Here is a 17,977-nt window from a genome sequence, read left to right as displayed (position 1 = left end):
TTGAGGTCGCTTTTTTTATTCGTTGAGCATAATTAACTCTGTATTGAAATGCCTATGCCATTCTCTGCGTCGGCTTCCAACGTGCTAGTTCTGGATCAAGCTTGATGCCTTGTGAAGTCAGCAGGTTAACACGAGCTAGATACGCAGCGCCGTGCATTAGGTGCTTAGCAAGATCAACGGCATTGCGCTGTTGGTAATCATCTAGATAGCTGTCTTTTGCCCATGCGTTGAATGCGCCAAGTGCAGGGCCAGCCCATACTTGGTAATCCATTTCACGACCTTGTTCACCTGTGTTTGACCAACGGCTAGAAAGACCCAAGTACCAACGGAAAATCAACGCCATTTTACGTTTCGGGTTGCCTTCAGCACGTTCGATCTGTTTAGGGTCGCGCTCGTTAAAGTGGGCCACAGTCCCTGCCCAAATATCATCTAGTGTTGAACGGAAGACTTGTTTCTCAAGCTTTAAGCGTTCTTCAGCTGGAATCGCTTCAATCGAGTCGTAACGTGTGTATAGCTCATACAGTTTGTTGGCACGCATTGGGAATAAAGTGCCGCGTTTAACCACTTGCAGTTTCACACCCATTTCGAACATGTCTGCTGCCGGAGCCATAGTCACGTCAGCCATTTCAGTTGTTGAAAGCAGCTTACGTGTGTGTTCGCTCGCACCAGCCTCAACACACGCTTGGTTAATAGAGCCAGTAACAATGTATGCCGCGCCCATGTTAAACGTCGCTAGAGCAGCGTCAGGCGTACCTACGCCACCACCACAACCGACACGCAGTGGAGTTTTGAATTGATACTGTGCTTGAATCTGCTCTTTTAGGGCAAGAATCGTTGGCAGCAGAGTTACCAGTGGGCGATTATCGGTGTGACCACCAGAATCGGCTTCTGCGGTAATGTCATCAGCCATAGGAACCAGCAGTGCCAGTTCCATTTGTTCTGCTGTGATTCGACCTTCATCAACTAGAGCTTGCAGCATTTTCACAGGAGCAGGCTGCATGAACTTGCTCGCAACTTCAGTACGGCTTACTTTGGCGATTACCTTGTTGCCGATCTGAATCTCACCTTGTGCATCGCGGCTAAGACCTGCAGCACGGTAGTGAACGATTTGCGGTGTTAAACCTAAGAATGCTGAAGCTTCAACTGTTTTCACTTTGTGCTTCAAAAACAGCTCAACACTGCCGCGCTCTAGAGCGGGTTCGCTTGGGCTGTGAATCAGGTTAAATGCGTAAGGTCCGTTTGGCAGTGCTGCTTGAATACGGTTGATCGCTTGTTCAACGCGAGATGGGATTAAGCCCGCCGCGCCAAATGAACAAAGAATGCCAGCTTGACCAAGCGCAATCACCAACTCTTCAGATGAAATGCCGTTTGCCATTGCGCCCGCATAGTAAGCATATTTCACGCCGTGGCAGCGACGAAAATCTTCGTCGCCTAGGCTTTGTGTACCAAGAGCAGGAGCAAAGGCGCTAACAGGTTGGCTGTTCGCTGAGCTTGCTGAATCGCCCGATGCAATCTCGGATTTTTGGCTTACGCCTAAGCCTTTTTCTGGGTGGTTTACTACGTAACAAGCAAGGCTTAAATCTTTCAAAATTGTCGACATTGTCGCGTTATCAAAGTGAGTTGTGCTCTCTTTAATCTGCCAAGGCCACGGAGATAGCTTTTCGTTATTGATTGTAGTTTGAGTTGTCATAATTATTTCTTTCCTAGTCCCGTGTCAGGCTTATGCTTCTTCGATGCAAATCGCGATGTCTTTCACTTCGTAAATACGCAGACCATCTTTGCTCAGGTTTGCGTCGCCAACGATGATGCGTTTGCCGTCTTCGTCTTTAATCGCAGTGATGTGGACATCAAGAGACATTTGCTTGTTCAGAGGGTTAATCTGACCACGGTATTTCCATTTCACTTCAGATTGGATTTGACCAAACTTAGGATTACGGAAGCCAGCGCCAAGGTCTTTGTTTAGCGCATAGGTTTGCATCAGTTCGATGATCGCTTCGACCCCTAGAGAACCTGGCATTACCGGATCTTGATGGAAGTGGAACTGGAAGAACCAATCGCTTGGGTCAATCGTACGTTCAGCGTATAGGTAACCAAGACCGTCTTTACCACCATCGCTGGTGATCTGCACTGTATCGATAAAGTTCAAACGACCGCCAGCCAGTTGGTAGTGCTCTTGCACTTCACCAGTAGCAGAAACAGGTGCATTGAAGTAACGCGTCGTTTTGTCTAGTAGGTTGATGTTTACATCCGGCGTGCGGTTGTTATCAACGTGCCAAGGGTGAGTCACTTTACCGTTGTCCAAACCAAGTTGGTCTTTCAGTGCTGCGCCTTTGAAGTAACCAAATACCGCTGTACCTTGGTAGAAAGGCACGCCGTCAGTGCTCAGTTCGAAGCTGAAGCTCTGTACGATGTTGGTGCCCATCATTACGGTTGAAAGCAGACGAGAATCATTGGTGATCGTTTTGCCACGCAAGTCGACGTTACGCAGCATTTTGCCACTACCATCTAGGTTACGGAAAAACAGTTCTTCACCTGGGAAGCCAAGCGTGGTGCCCATGTAGCCTGAGATGAAGCCGTTTGGCTGCAGTGAAATCTCCATCAATACCGAGTAAGGCATTAGGGTTTGGTGGCTGTTTTCATCAAAGTACCATGCATTTTCTGGCACTTCGTACTCTGCGATACACGATGAAGGCTTCTTGAAGTCGCCACGCTTACCGTCGATCTCAACAACACGAGTAGTTAGCTGTAGGTCGCCACACGGAGTACGTGGTGGAATCATGCCACGGTAGATAGAGAAGTCAGGACCGAAACATTTCTCGATATCGCCGGTTGCGAATTCGAACATGTGGTAAGGCGTGAACGGAACCGTATCGGGTGTGCGATTTGGGTAATCTGGAGTCACCGGAGCTTCAACGTGTTGAAGAGGAACGACACCTTTGTTTGGTGCAGTTTCTAGGTCTTCATTTTGAGCCATAAGTGGCGCATTTGCTGAAGCTTGTTGGTTCACTGCTGGCGTATGACCCAAGCTTTTATGGTTCAAGTTTTCGATAACAGGGGTCGCGACAGCTGTTTCTAAAGAAGGCAGGTAACGAGTACATTCGTCGTCTTCTTTGATCATCACACCCAAGTTTTGGAAATCAACAATCACTTTGCCGTTCAGCAAAATATCGATGTTAGCTTTCGCGTATGGGCGAGGGCTTAGACCAATCTCGGTCACTTCCATGCGGTACGTCAGTTCTGCCGATTGTGGTAGAACTTGACCACGACAGCGTACTTGTTGAGGGGCATTTTCAAGCGGTTGGAAACGACCATTTTGAACAAGCGTGTGCATGCCTAGATGCATCATGAAGAATTGCAGCAGTTGACCACAACCTTCCGCCATCAAAGAGCCAGCCATTACTGAGTCATCTTTGAAGTGACAAGGGAAGTACCAGTGCTCAGGCTCTAGCTGCTTATGACCTTCAATCAGACCAAGTCCCCATGTGCCGCCTTGCGGTTCAACACGGCTAACCTTTTCGATCATCATGAACTTCTCTGAGCTGAAGCATAAAGAAGGCTGGTGGCTATTGGATTGGTGAGTCGGGCCAAAACACTCTGCAATGTTGGCAGTCAGTAGATGGCGCAGTTCTTGGTGGTTAAACTGAGTTTTAGGGCAGTGCAACATAGGGTCGAAGCGTTGCTTAGTCGCCAGCTTACGAGTCTTGATTTCATCTTCAGTGTGAATCACGCCTTTACCATCTGCTAACTCTTCATCAGTGAAGAAGCCCGCACAGCCGTTATCCATTTTCAGGATCATCTTGTCGCCAACGAAACACTCGTACGAGAAGAAGAACAGCAGCGTGTCGCCATTACGAGCAAAGTTGTTGATTGAGATGTCGTAACGCAGCGTATCGCCACCACGAGGCAAGTCGCCAAGGAAGGTCAGCGTACAATCAAGTAAGCGATAAACACGCTCGCCTTTGTTTTCGAAGTCAATGCCTAGGTAGCTGATCAGCATTAGGTCACACTGACCGGATTCTACCGCTACAGCCCAAGGGATCTGACCATCAACAAGATACGGTGCATCAACTGGGATGTCGTATTCAGTAGTCATTGTGCTTGGCTTGTATTCGTTCACTGTCGCGTTCAGCTTAGTCACACGAGAAACCAATAGGTAATCGGTAGTTGGCAAACGAACGCGGCGCGAGTAGCTATCGATGATCGCGTAATCAGGGCCAAATACATTGGCGATATCGCCTTCCGCGTATTCAACCAGATCATCGTAATCCCAGATACATGGTTTACGGATAGGTTTTACTGGTGCTGGCGTCGCAAGTGCATTTACTTGTGTTGACTGAACCTGAGTCGGTTGAGCTTGAACAGGCTGAGCCGATGTTTGTTGACCAGCCGTTTGTTGACCATTCGTTTGTTGAATAAGGGCATTGTTCTCTAAACTTGAGCTATCTAAACCAGACGTAACTGCGTTTAGCTGTGCTTTTAATAGTGCATCAGCCATCTGCATGCCTTGGGCACGAGTATGCAGGAATGCTTTATGTACTTGCTGCGCTGCTTGCTGGTTCTGAGCAAAAGCTTGATTGTGTGGTGTTACAGACGGCTGTAATGCTGCGTCCGTATTAGCGTCGATTTGAGACGCGCCATTTTTAGCGGATAGGACATGAGTCATATTGCTGTGGTTACCTGTTAGCTGACTGTGGCGAGTTGGCGCCAGAGTAGGGGATACTGATGTAGGAGTTTCGATTACTGGCTCTACCGCGCTTTGCGCTAATGCTTTCTTCTTTAACTCTTTTTGCGCAAGGGTTGCTTGAATGCTTGCTGTCGTTGGAATCGACGCCACTCTTGCTGCTTGTTTGCCAGAAGCTTTCTGCTGAATCGCAGCCAAGTTGGTCACTGGGGTTTGGGCAATATGTTGATAGATATCGCGACCACCAAGAGTCACTTGCTTAACCAATTGACGTTTAGCATCGCTCGCCAGTCCATTACTTAAACGAACGGAAAGTGACTGAGATTCAACACTCGATTGGCTTAGTAGCAGCTGTGAACATTGTCCTTCGCTGATGTTGGCAACAATCGCGTTCTTAGATCTGACATTTGGATTCAGAGACTCAAGGTTCAGGTTGAGCAGGCCGTGTAGCAGGCTTGCCATGCCAGAAGCTGCAGAGCAGTGACCAACACGTTGACTCGCTTGAGTCGTCCTTGTGCTCGCTAAACTTAGAGACGAAGACTGATATGACGAAGACTTAGGTGCATGGTTAAGCTCAAGCAGAGAAACATCGTTCGAGCTCATACCGACTTGAGTCAGTAACTCATCAGAAACGGCGTTGTTATTCTCGCTTGAACCAAAGGCTAGTGCGTTGATGCTGCCGTAAGCCGTATCTTGGTTGCTAGTTACTCGACCTTCTTCCACAAGAACAATCGCACCTGCGCCTTCACCTACATTCCAACTGCCGTCTTGCGGTTGTCCGAATTTTGGAGCAAGCGACACTGGGCTGACGCTGTTCTTCAGAATCACATGTTCTGCACTGCCACTAAGGTCAACGGCTGCAATCACAACGGCGTCCATCGATTCTTGCGACATCAGGTTTTGCGCGACATCAATACAACGTGCAACCGACTGTTCAGCGGCTGAAATCGTAAAGGCAGGGCCGTTAAAGTCCCATAATGAAGAGATGCGCGAAGCCATGATGTTGCCGATGAAACTGGTGTATTGGTTCAGCTTGGCTGCGTCCATCACACTGTCCATCGCGATGGTTTCTAGTGATTTGTATTCGTCTTGTGTTAGCTCTATACCCATGTTGGCAAAGCTGTCAGCCAATTGGCTATGCAGGTTTACGCGTCCACGGAATTGGTGCATCTCAAGCTCTGTTTCCATCGCTACCAGTACTGCAATCTTTTGGCCTGCTACAAGCTTGGCATCTTTGATGGCTTCGTCTGCAACTTTCATCAGTAGCAACTGCTGAGAGATTAAACGGTCATCTTCATTAGGCGGCACTTTAAAGCGTAGGAAATCGAGATCGAATTGTTCGATGTACGCTCCATTTGGAATACCGTGTAAACCAAACTGATTCAGTAGCTCTGGATGTTGGTCTAAGCCTTTCCAGCGCTTCTTAGGCAAGGCAATGAAAGCATCGTTGTTGGTTTCAATCGCAGTGCTTAGCGCATTGATGCTTTGCAGAGAGCCGAAGTGAGACGCGAGACCAGTAATGCTTAAATTAGACGGCTGTAGGCTTGGAGACGCTGACTCTAGAGTCCGGTTTACATGACAGGTGTCTGAATACGCTTCAAGCAGTAAGTGAGCATTACAACCACCGAAACCAAATACAGAAACACCCGCGCAGCGCTCTTGGTTACCTGCTTTACTTGGCCAAGGTTGAACCTGCGTTGGCAGAGTCTGTGATCCAAATAAACCTTCTGGTGAAGACAGTGGCTTGTCCAAATTAATACTTGGAGGAAGCACGCCTTCTTTCATCGCAAAGATCATCTTCATGATCCCTGGCATACCTGCCGCAGTCAGTAAGTGACCGAGGTTTGACTTCGCAGAGCCAATCAATGGTGGGTTAGAATCATTCAATTTGTCAGCAAAGAAACGCTCCATTGAGGTTAACTCAACCTTGTCACCTAATGGTGTGCCGGTTGCGTGACACTCAATCACTTCAATGCTGTCTGGTGTTAGGTTTGAAGCCTCGTAAGCGCGTTCAAAGGCTTGGACTTGTCCTTTGCTATTTGGGCTTAATACGAACTGGCCACGGCCATCGTTCGACAAGCCAATACCGCTGACAACTGCGTAAATATTATCGCCATCACGCTCTGCATCAACCAAACGCTTTAGGACTAAAACACCGGCACCTTCGCCAGCAAACAGACCTTTACTGTTGCTATCAAACGGAACCGATACACCGTGGTCTGGGTAAGCGTGGAAGATCGAAAAACCCATGTTGATAAAGAATGGGTCAGCACCGGATACCGCGCCTGCCAACATCATGTCGGCTTTGCCTGTGTTCAGGTAATCACACGCTAACTTCAATGAATACACTGAGCTTGCACATGCTGCATCTAGGCTAAGTTGCACGTTGCCTAGACCCAATGCATCAGCCACTAACTTAGAGGCATTATGTGCCGCTGCACCATTGATCGGGTTGAGGTCTTGAGCGGTTTCATTGGTTGGTAGCAGTGAAAACTGGTCATTAGCCAATTTATCTTTAAGTGCTTTCTCGACCACTGAGTGATACATCGGCAGAAATAGGTCGTTTGAGCGTGTGGTTGGGAACGAAAGGGCACCCATGATCACGCCTGTGCGCTCTAAAACATCGGCATTTAAATGAATGCCTGCGTCGACTAACGCTTTACGACTGGTATCCAAAGCCCATAGGAAGCTTTGATCTACGCCGTTAAATGATTCTGCTGTTAAGCGGTAGCCATCGCTATCGAAATTGAAGTTTTCGATGTAGCCGCCTTTGTCACAGTAAAAGCGGTCTGATTCACCTTGAACGCCCTGATAGCTTTCAGGTTTAGCACCTAACTTTTCAGCGTTTAATGTGGTTCGAGAATCTTTTTTATTCAGCAAGTTTTGCCAAAAGTCTTTTGGCGTATCAGCTTCTGGGTATTGGTTCGCAATACCGACAATCGCGATCTTATTGCACTTCACTTGCTGTTTGTTCTGAGCCTGATACTGGTTCGATTGAGAACTCATACTAGCTCTCCTTGATGATTCACTGGGCTGCCTTGAGATACACCACGTAATTGCTTAGCGGCGGTGATCTGTTGTTCTAGCCCTTGAATAAGGGGCTCGACAGACAGTGGAATTTGATGAGTAATGAGCTGACCAATGCATTTGATGAGCGTGACAACATCGTCACCGCCTTTAGCATTGGAAGCGATTGTGCAGTACTGGTCGGCTACGTCGTCGCTACGATTGATCTTGTCGATCAATGTGCTGGTTTGACGATCGGCACCTACTTCGACAAACAGGCGAGCACCTTGCTGACGCGCACTTTGGATCAACGCAGTGAAATCCAGCGTCGAACAGAAAGTGTCGGCAATCGAAATGGCGATGCTGTCGCTGTCGATATTGATTGGTGCGCCCGTCGGTAGACCTGCTGCGCTGATAAAGCGGATATGCTTTGGCAATTCGTCGAACAGTGGTTGCGTGTAAAAGTCACGCACTTGGCTATGTTGGCTCAATGCTGGTGTGGTGTGCATTGCGGTAACACGATTCGCGGCAATGCCACGTTTACCCAGTTTCTTGAGTAGTGCACGACATGTGCTTTCACAACCCGCCAGTACGCAAGTGTCACCTTGGATGATAGCGAGATAAGCACGTGAAAACTCTGGTAGCAGAGCCTCAATCGTTTGTGCATCACTGCGAACCACAAAGCTATTCCATTGGATGCTTTCGTCGCTGTTTAACTGCCAATCTTGACGCACTGCGGTGAGTTCGCCAGAAATAGCCGTGGTGAAGATAGGGCTAGTTTGAGTCATCTCAATCAGCGCATGTGGGTTCTTCCAAACATTTAAGCTGGCCCACATTGAAGCTTCACCCTTGGAGTAACCCAAAGCGAAATCTGGCTGTACTTTGAATTCATCACACAGCAGTTGTGTTAACAGATAACTGCTGCCCACACCGGCAATTGCCAGCTCACTGAGCGACATTTCTTGCGAGTCTTCGGCGTAGGTTTTGTCAGCCTGCAGCATCTCTTTCAAGTTACCTTCACGTTCTAAACGAGCGAATAACTGTGGGAAATGGTGGTGAAACTCGCGCAACATGCCGGGATAAACCGTGCCAACACCAGGGTAAACAAATGCAACGCCACCTTTGCTTTGAGGCATCGGTGAGAAACAACTGCCCGCTGGCGTTTTGTATTGGCTATTGTCAGCCATTACTTTTGGCAACGCATTTTCTAGCGCTGTGATCTCTTGTAGTGCAGCATCGATTGAAGCCGACTGAATCACGATGTTCGCGCCAAGGTCAACATTGTGTTGAGCGCTTTGGAAGTTGCTTAGGTTTGAATGCATCAAGGTGGCGATAGCAAGTTCACGGTCTGCCGATTCGTTAACGCATTTAAGCTCAGCTCTTAGTGAGGTCAACTGAGAAACCAATTGAGCTTGGTCATTGCCAGAAACCACAAACATCAAACGCTCGCTCGATAGCAGTGGCTTTGGTTCTTGCAAACCGGTCGCTTGAGTCAAGATCAGGCTGGTGGATTTCTGGTTTTCCTCGCTGAAGGTTAACGCAGCAACACGTGCTTTGTTCGGCTCAGTGAACCAGTAATGGTTAGGTAATGAATGGCTCGGCAATGAACGGCTCGATATCGCATTAACCATATTCAACAATTCATCAAACTGCTGCGAAGCAGAGATCGTGGAGTATTGTTGTTGATGGCTTAAATCTGAAGCGGGGCGGCGTGACATCTCTAGAGCAAGCTGAACGCTATCTCCATTATCTAGATCGAGAGTTTCGGCAAAGCCCGCTAAATTGGCGTGTGGGTGGATCTTATTCTGAGCAGCATTCAGCGCACTTAACATTAACAATGATGGTGAGTGAGAATCCAAACAGAGTTTAACAGCAGTGCCTTGATTTACAGTCTCAATCGCACGGCTAAGTGCTTGATTAAAATTGCCATCGACCACAACAGCTATCATGTCTGGGAACGAGGGGAATAAGTCGGCAGAAAGCTCAGCCGCGTTTGCTGGCTGAGCTAAAAGAGCGATGCGCAATGGCATCGCTTTATTCGTAGGAACAGTCACTATGACAATTGCTCCTTTTCTGCGTTCTTAGTCGCCTCTTTCTTCGATACTGCTGAGCTAGATTTCGGCAAAAATGCGTCGTTTAAGCTCTTGCTGATGGTGACTTTTGCACCTTTCATTACTGCGCTTAAACGACCATCTTGGTGGTAAAGCGAGATATCAGCTTGCAGCGAACGAGCCGTGCTTTTTATCACGCTCAGCTCTAGCCAACCTTGGTCACCATCGTGCATCGGTGCGTAACAAATAAACTCACCGATTGCAGACGGTAGGCTTGCCGCGCCGTATTTCAATCGAGCCCATACCAACATGGCTTGCAAAAGATAATCTTCAGCAAATGGCTGGCTATCGCCAAAGCCTTGCTTAGGAATAAATGCTCCGCAGTCGCTGTTTTCAATCTGGGGCAACTGGCATTGAGCCAATAAACCTAAGTCGTCAAAGCGTTCGACTGAGGTAATACCTTGCAATCTTGGTCCATGAAACAGAGTGCCGTCGCTGTATAGAACTTGTGCCGTTGTTACAGGTGCTGAAGTGTTGGTTTCAAAGCGTTTTACTGACGCTTGTTGAACATCTTCAGACACTTGCACAGAGGCCACTTGCAACTGAGCTTGATACTGTGGTCGCCCTTGGCAACTGATCACTGCTTTTAGCTGACCTTTTGATTTAGCATCAGAAGAAAGAACCAGTTTCAGCTCTTGCACTTCATCGGTATCAAAAATCACACCTTTCAGCAGTTTGTAGTTGTGAACGCTAACGTTCACCCCTAACAGTTGCTCTGCGACTTCACGCATCCATTGGATGGCACACACTGTCGGTAACACTGGGTTACCGGCAATGCAGTGATCTTGAATGAAAGGCAATGCCTTTGGATCAAGATGACGTGTCACAGTGATGCTTGTATTCAGCGGACTCTTTGCAAGATGCACAGACTCCGCATTAAGCTTTTTTACAGCAGCTTCCTTGTTGTCAGAACCTTGCATGCTCGTACCAACCAGCAATTGAATGCCAGTTTCGTTCAGTAGTTGAGAACTAAATAGCTCTGCACCCGCCTGAAGAGGAATCACGTACACACCGCGCTCTGTAAACATACGTTTCAGTGCTGCGTTGACCATGCCACCGTCCCACGGTCCCCAGTTGAAGCTCATCACTTTTGCTTGAGGGTTACGAGCAGACAGCTGCAGAGCCGCTTTGTTTAGGATTTCGTTAGACATCGAGTAATCACTTTGGCCTGTGTTTCCGTAGAAACCCGCCGCCGAAGAGAACATCGCAATCAGTTTTAGCTTGCTGCTATCAAGACCACCAAGAACCGCTTCTAGTCCGCCCACTTTCGTGCCGTAAACCATGTTCAGTTCATCAAGTGTTTTATCTTGAATGTGCTTGTCAGCCAGTACGCCTGCACCGTGGATAAGACCTGTGATGCCTTCGAAATTCGCCAGCGTTTTTGCTACTGACTCATGGTTCGATACATCTAGGCTTAGGTATTCAGCACTCGCGCCAATCTCGTTGAAAGCGGCAAGTGCTGCGTTGATTTCAAGGCTGCTCAATACCGGTTTTAGCAAGGCATCAACTTTTTTCGGCGTTGGCTTATCACCCGTCGCTTGTAGGTGAGCGATAGCCGCTGGTTTTAGCTCTTTCTCTTGCTTGCCTTGTGCCCACTGAGGTAGCTCAGCTGAAGTAATATGCTTACTACGACCTGCAAGAATGAAGTGAGACTTACATTGCTTAGCAAGCGTCAGTGCACATTCAAACGTCACGCCTTTAGCGCCACCCGTCACCAGAACTTTGTCGCTCTTGGTGAGTTGAGTGCCTGTGTTTTTAGTTTGTGCAGCGCCTGGTGTTGTAGCAATCAATGTTGCACGACCAGATTCACCGTTTTCTGCATGGCTAAGGCCGATTTCAACCGTGTTGGTATCGATATCGAACAGTTCGCCTGTGATAGCTTCAGCTAGGTGACGAGCATCAATAGAAGCGTCAGCATCCAATGCACGGCAGAACACGTTTGACCATTCATGGCTTAGTGTCTTAGTTAGACCAGACAGCGCCGCTTGGTTAAGTTCTGCATTCGCTAATTGCTTAGCATCTAGGTAACCAAAGCCACCATCGATACGGCTTAGTGTGAAGAACACGCTACGACCAGAAACGGCATTCAGTTGGCCATTTAGGTGCTTGGCGAATAAGAACGCTGTCGTCAGTGAAGCTCTTGAGTCTGCATTCAAGTTAACCGCTTGCTCGTTGCTTTGTTTAGCATCAACGATAGCTTGTAGGTGAATGAAGCCAGCAATCACTTTGTTCGACGTTTTAAGGTCTGCTTCGATGTCGTTAATCACCGCAGTCACACCCGCATCATCGACGCTGTTGAGTGTGTAGCTTGCGATTTCACTGTTTAAAGGTGACGCGGCAGAAAGAGCACTACGCACTACAGCAACTTGAATGCCGTTAGCGGTCAACTTTTCTGCTAGAACACCGGCGTTGTGACCATCATCTGTGATCACGACACAAGCGTCTTTTGAGAAACAATCGACGAGTTTATCTGCCGCTGGTAGCTTTTTTAGCGCTACCTCATTGTGTGGAGGAAGTTCCGCTGTCGCTGTTTCTGCGATAGGCGTTACTGAATCAGCTTTTGGAGTCGCTACGGGTGCAGCCGCGGATAGCTTGCTTTGCATGTAGGTAACGATTTCACCAAGAGTACGACACTCAGCTAAGTCTTCAGGGTTTAGCTCTGGCAGTGTTGGTAGCTGGTCTTGAACCGTACCTAGAATTTCAACGCGTTTGATAGAGTCGATACCAAGGTCTGCTTCCATGTCCATCGCTAGGTCGAGCATTTCTGCTGGGTAACCTGTTTTGTCGGCAACCACTTCCATCATTGTTGATTGAACGTGAGCAGGGTTTAGGTCGTTGCTTATGCTTTCTGCAGCGGCTGTAGCTGCTACTGTCGCAGTTGCTGCGTTAGGAGCTTCATTAGCGCCTAGTTTGCTGTTCATGTAGTCAACGATTTCGCCCAGAGTACGACACTCAGCTAGGTCTTCAGGATTCAGCTCTGGCAATGTTGGTAGCTGGTCTTGAACCGTACCAAGGATCTCAACACGTTTGATTGAGTCGATGCCAAGGTCTGCTTCCATGTCCATTGCTAGGTCTAGCATTTCTGTTGGGTAGCCCGTTTTATCCGCTACTACGCTCAACATTGTGCTTTGAACTTGTTCTGCGTTTAAACCGTTTGATACTGCTTGCACTGGTGCAGATATTTGAGCAGCTACTGGAGCAGAAGCTGGAAGCTTACTGTTCATGTAGTCAACAATTTCACCTAGAGTACGACACTCAGCGAGATCTTCAGGGTTTAGTTCTGGAAGAGTCGGTAGCTCGTCTTGAACCGTACCTAGAATTTCAACACGTTTGATTGAGTCGATACCAAGGTCAGCTTCCATGTCCATTGCTAGGTCTAGCATTTCAGTCGGGTAGCCCGTCTTCTCTGCTACCACTTCTAGCATGGTTTTTTGAACGACAGCAGCATCTAGTCCGTTGTTAGCTGCTGCTGGAGCCACTACTTCCGTTTGTGCTGCAACTGGTGCAGAAGCCGGAAGTTTACTGTTCATGTAGTCAACAATTTCACCCAGAGTACGACACTCAGCTAAGTCTTCAGGGTTTAGCTCTGGAAGAGTAGGCAGTTCATCTTGAACCGTACCAAGAATCTCAACACGCTTGATTGAATCGATACCAAGGTCTGCTTCCATATCCATTTCTAGATCAAGCATTTCCGTTGGGTAACCTGTCTTCTCAGCAACCACTTCTAGCATGGTTTGTTGAACGACTTTTGCATCAAGACCATTAACTACAGCAGCTGCTTGAACTGGTGCTGCTTCATTAGTTGAAACTCCAGAAGGCATCTTGCTGTTCATGTAAGTAACGATTTCACCAAGAGTACGGCACTCAGCTAAATCTTCAGGGTTCAGCTCTGGTAGGTTTGGCATTTCGTCTTGAACGGTACCAAGGATCTCTACGCGCTTGATTGAGTCGATACCTAGGTCTGCTTCCATGTCCATTTCTAGATCAAGCATTTCCGTTGGGTAACCCGTTTTCTCAGCGACCACTTCTAGCATCACTTTTTCAGCATCGGCTGTTTGTACTGCTACTGGTGCAGCCACAGGAGCTGGTTGTGCTTTAACTGGTACAGGTTGGGCTGCAACAGGCGCTGCTGCTTGAGCTGCTACTTGTGGTGCAGGAACGGCTTTCTGTACTGGAGCTTTCTGAGCTACCACATTTTGAGCAGGTGCTGCTTGTACTTGAGCTACAGACTGTTGAACGATAGCTGCTGGAGTAGTTTGAGTAGCTGGAGCTTGAATCGCTGGCTGAGTATTTACTGGCGCAACGAAGATTGGTTGTGCCGTTTGTGCTGAACCTTGCGTCAGCATATTAAGTGCAGAGCTGTTGCTGTGCGCTTGCATTTCTAGGTAATGAGCGTGAGCTTTTAGCGTTTCAGCTTGGTGCTGGTGGAACATCTCCATAGAACGTTGCAGGTTCTCAGGAATTGCTACGCCTGCCGTTGCCATTTTCGCTTGCTCAGACATTAGGGTGTTGAACGTGTCACCGTATTGCTGAGGAATCGCAAGGAACTGCTGATGTACTTCTGCTGCTTGTTGTTGAGCATTGAAGAACGATTGCAGTGAAGATTCATCAACCGTTACGTGAGCTGCTGGTTGAATAGTCGCTGGTGCAGCTTGCGCCACTTGAGGTTGCTGAGCTACTTGTGCACTTAGTGCTGGAGCAACTGACTGTTGTACATTTGAAGCTTGAGGAGCAGCAACAGGTACTTCAACGATTTCTGTTTTGATCACTTCTTTTTCCACGATTTTCTCGACTTCAACTTTCACTTCAACAATCTCAGTCTTTTCGGTGACGTTGCCCGAAGCCAATGATTGATCCATTTTCTTACGAGTAGCAGGGCTGATGTAGTTGGTTGCATTCAGCTTGATGTTCATTGGTGATGCCTTTGCAGGTTCAGCAATGTCAGCTTGGTAAGGGTCAATGTTGTCTAATGAAACACCAGCCACGCACAGTTGAACCGCAGCTAAGCGAAGCTGTTGGTCACTGTCGCCTTTAGGGCTTGGGTTGATGCTGATTGCGTAAAGCTCTTCGTTCTTATCAGCCAATGTTTTCTCAACCAGCTTTTGAAGAATGTTTTTCGGACCGAACTCTACGAATACGCGTGCACCGGCTTCATACATCGCTTCAATTTGCTCGCTGAAACGAACCGATTTCAGCATGTGTTGCTTGAACGCTTTCTTGATTGCTTTAGCGTCTTTGCTGTGCAGTTTGCCCGTTGCATTTGAGTAAAGCGGCAGCGTTGGAGCGCTGAATGCAGCTTTATCAATTGCAGCAGCAAATGGTTTTTGAGCGTGAGCAACAAGCGGTGTGTGGAAAGCACCAGACACTGGCAGAGCAATCGCTTTGAAGCCTTGTTCAGTTAGCGCTTGTGCTGCTTGTTGAACCGTCGCAGTTGGACCTGCAATAACCAGTTGAGTCGGAGCGTTGTAGTTAGCAATACTCACGCCTTCAAATTGGCTGATGCAGCTTTCAATGGCTGGAAGTTTGTCTGCGTCTAAGATGACCGCAAACATAGTACCGCTGTCACCTTGTTCAGGTGTTGCTGCCATCGCATCGCCACGAGCGAAAGCTAATTGGTAGTAATCGTCTTGCGAGATAACACCCGATGCACATAGTGCACTTAGTTCACCAAAGCTATGACCTGCGACCATGTCTGCTTTGAAGCCAGCTTGAGTCATGATGTCGAACTGACCCATAGACACAGTACCAATCGCACTCTGCGCATTGGCCGTGTTGGTTAACACAGCTTCTTGAGCTTTGGTTGCTTCTGGTGTGAAGGTTGGAATTGGGAACAGAATTTGTGACAGAGCCGTTTTCTTGTGCTGACCAAATACTTGATCCGCTTGAGCAAGCTGTTGACGCATTTCAGGGTAATGACAAGCAAGCTCGCGACCCATGTTCAGGTATTGTGAACCTTGACCAGCAAATAACGCTGCCACTTTACCTGCGCCGTTTTCAGCAATCAGTGCCGACTCACGGTAGCTAGTACCGTTTGGCATCTGCCAATGTGCTTTTGTTTGGCTCTCAAGCATTGAAACCGCTTGAGTCAGTTGCGCTTGAAGGTCTGCTTGGTCAGTCACGACTAAACCAATACGAGCATGCTTAGCGTCAACTTCGCGCAGAGCGTGTTGCTCAGCAAGCGCTTCCAGTTTGAACGCTGCATCTGCAGCTTGAGTTGAAACCTGTTTAAGTTCATTGATCAGTGCTTGATGAGATTCTGCGCTGAATAACAGAGTTTGCGGCACTTGGCGTTGACGGTATTTGTCACCGCGAGCGTGCTCTGGCGTGTACTCTTCTAATACAACGTGGAAGTTAGTGCCACCAAAACCAAATGAGCTGATACCTGCACGGCGTGGTGTGCCGTCGACGCGTTTCATCCAAGGACGCGTTTGTGTGTTTAGGTAGAACGGTGAGTTCTCGATATCCAACTTAGGATTCGGAGCCGATACGTTGATCGTTGGCGGCAGTACTTTGTGGTGCAATGCTAATGCAGCTTTGATTAAGCCAGCAGTACCCGCGGTTGATTTGGTGTGACCAATTTGAGATTTCACAGAGCCTAACGCAATGTGTTGCTTCTCTTCGTTGTTCTCACTAAATACCGAGTTTAAGCCGCCAAATTCAGCAACATCACCTGCAGCTGTACCTGTGCCGTGCGCTTCTAAAAGGCCAAGTGTGTGCGGTGCGAAACCAGCATCATCGTAAGCACGTTTTAGTGCTTTTGCTTGTCCTTCAGGGCGAGGGGCGTAAATACTCTTGAACTTACCATCCGAAGAAGAACCGACACCTTTAATCACTGAGTAGATTCTGTCGCCGTCGCGCTCTGCATCTTCAAGACGCTTAAGAGCAACCATGCCGATACCTTCACCAATCATCATGCCTTTTGAGTCGATGTCGAAAGGTTGAATGGTTTCATTGGTGGTAAATGCAGGCGTTTTAGAGAAGCTCATGTACATGGTTGGCGAGTTATCAGTACACACACCACCTGTGATCATCATTTCACTGCGGCCTTCAACCAGCTCACTAAGAGCCATGCGCATTGCAGCTAGAGAGCCTGCACAAGCAGCGTCTACTACACAGTTGATGCCACCAAGGTCAAAGCGGTTAGCAATACGACCTGAAATTACGTTACCCAATGAACCAGGGAATGAGTTCTCTTCCCAGTGGATGTACTGGTCTTGGAATTTTTTGATCAGCATTTCGCTGTCTTCGTCGTTGATGCCACTGCTCTTGAAGACTTTTTTCAAAACAGGGTATTGAAGACGAGCATTCAGGCTTTGAGCGATCTTCTGACCACCGCCAACACCTAGCGTGATACCGATCTTATCGCGATCGTAGCCTTCAGGCAGCTTGGCATCTTCAAGAACTTCTTTTGCTACGATCAGAGAAAGCAGCTGTGACGTATCCGTCAGTTCTAGGATATTTGGCGGAAGGCCGAACTCCATTGGGTTGAAGTCCACTTCAGGGATGAAACCACCGCGCTTACAGTAAGATTTGTCTGGCGTAGTACGATCTGAGTCGTAGTAATCTTCTGGACGCCAATGCGTATCGGGCACTTCAGTAATCGCATCGATTTTTTCGCTGATAAGGTCCCAAAATTTATTCAGGTAACGAGAGTTTGCAAACATGCTCGCCATACCAACGATAGCGACAGGCATATCTTTAAGGCGTTTATTCAGTCGAGAATCATCTACTGATTCCGGGGTATTTGTCTCGGGTTGGCTCATTATGAGTCTCCACTAGAAATCACAGAAAGTGATGTCGTGTTTTGAGGCTGCGCTTTTAAAGCTATAGAAAGAAAATCTGAAACAGATTTAGGGAAGCACAGCTGAAAATTCAGGTTGCTGAGTGGCGGCAACCAGATAGAAATTAGGCTTTCGAAGTGCGTTGACTTACGAGAGTAGGGGAGGTGTTTCATACGCGACGGTGGCATTCAAATGTTGAGGCGATGTCCATTAAAATCCTGTTCAAAGTCTGACTAAATGACAAATCGGTATCCGCAAAGAAAACGTGTGAATTTGTTTAATGGTTGAGCAGGCTACCCGAGGAGACTAGTGGTTACAATGCCCCCAAGGCTCATGACATTCTCTTCAGACCAGTTGGAAAGCTCGAAAAATATATTTTTGTGATTATTATTTTACTA

Annotated in this window: 5 protein-coding genes; all 5 read right to left on the bottom strand. The window is 47.8% G+C overall.

All coding sequences use genetic code 11. The annotated features are described in order from the left end of the window. Positions 1-52: 52 nt before the first annotated feature. The 5 genes from pfaD to F0226_RS22730 are packed head-to-tail and all read right to left on the bottom strand — an operon-like array spanning position 53 to position 17,752. Positions 53-1,690, bottom strand: coding sequence for an eicosapentaenoate synthase subunit PfaD (gene pfaD, locus F0226_RS01495; RefSeq protein ID WP_171733959.1), 1,638 nt, complete (start codon positions 1,688-1,690; stop codon positions 53-55). 30 nt (positions 1,691-1,720) lie between these two features. After that, positions 1,721-7,687 carry a beta-ketoacyl synthase N-terminal-like domain-containing protein gene (locus F0226_RS01490; protein ID WP_171733958.1) on the bottom strand — a complete coding sequence of 1,989 codons (5,967 nt, stop codon included), beginning with the start codon at positions 7,685-7,687 and terminating at the stop codon, positions 1,721-1,723. Next, positions 7,684-9,741: a PfaB family protein gene (locus F0226_RS01485; RefSeq protein ID WP_171733957.1), complete on the bottom strand. Its 2,058-nt coding sequence runs from the start codon at positions 9,739-9,741 to the stop codon at positions 7,684-7,686. Before F0226_RS01485 ends, F0226_RS01490 begins: the two co-directional genes overlap by 4 nt. Beyond that, the gene (locus F0226_RS01480) at positions 9,741-17,561 is read right to left on the bottom strand and encodes a type I polyketide synthase (RefSeq protein ID WP_171733956.1); all 7,821 of its coding nucleotides are present in this window, start codon (positions 17,559-17,561) and stop codon (positions 9,741-9,743) included. The genes F0226_RS01485 and F0226_RS01480 overlap by 1 nt, the downstream gene beginning before the upstream one ends. Further along, positions 17,561-17,752: a hypothetical protein gene (locus F0226_RS22730; protein WP_345776498.1), complete on the bottom strand. Its 192-nt coding sequence runs from the start codon at positions 17,750-17,752 to the stop codon at positions 17,561-17,563. The genes F0226_RS01480 and F0226_RS22730 overlap by 1 nt, the downstream gene beginning before the upstream one ends. Positions 17,753-17,977 lie beyond the last annotated feature (225 nt).

It is taken from the genome of Vibrio sp. 99-70-13A1 (assembly GCF_013114625.1).
Lineage (GTDB): Bacteria > Pseudomonadota > Gammaproteobacteria > Enterobacterales > Vibrionaceae > Vibrio.
Note: the sequence above shows the minus strand (reverse complement) of the source record. Positions and strands in the feature narration are given on the sequence as shown.

Coding starts and splice junctions, on each gene's coding strand:
- F0226_RS01490 (WP_171733958.1), bottom strand. CDS start 7,687: ATGAGTTCTCAATCGAACCAGTATCAGGCTCAGAACAAACAGCAAGTG.
- pfaD (WP_171733959.1), bottom strand. CDS start 1,690: ATGACAACTCAAACTACAATCAATAACGAAAAGCTATCTCCGTGGCCT.
- F0226_RS01480 (WP_171733956.1), bottom strand. CDS start 17,561: ATGAGCCAACCCGAGACAAATACCCCGGAATCAGTAGATGATTCTCGA.
- F0226_RS22730 (WP_345776498.1), bottom strand. CDS start 17,752: ATGAAACACCTCCCCTACTCTCGTAAGTCAACGCACTTCGAAAGCCTA.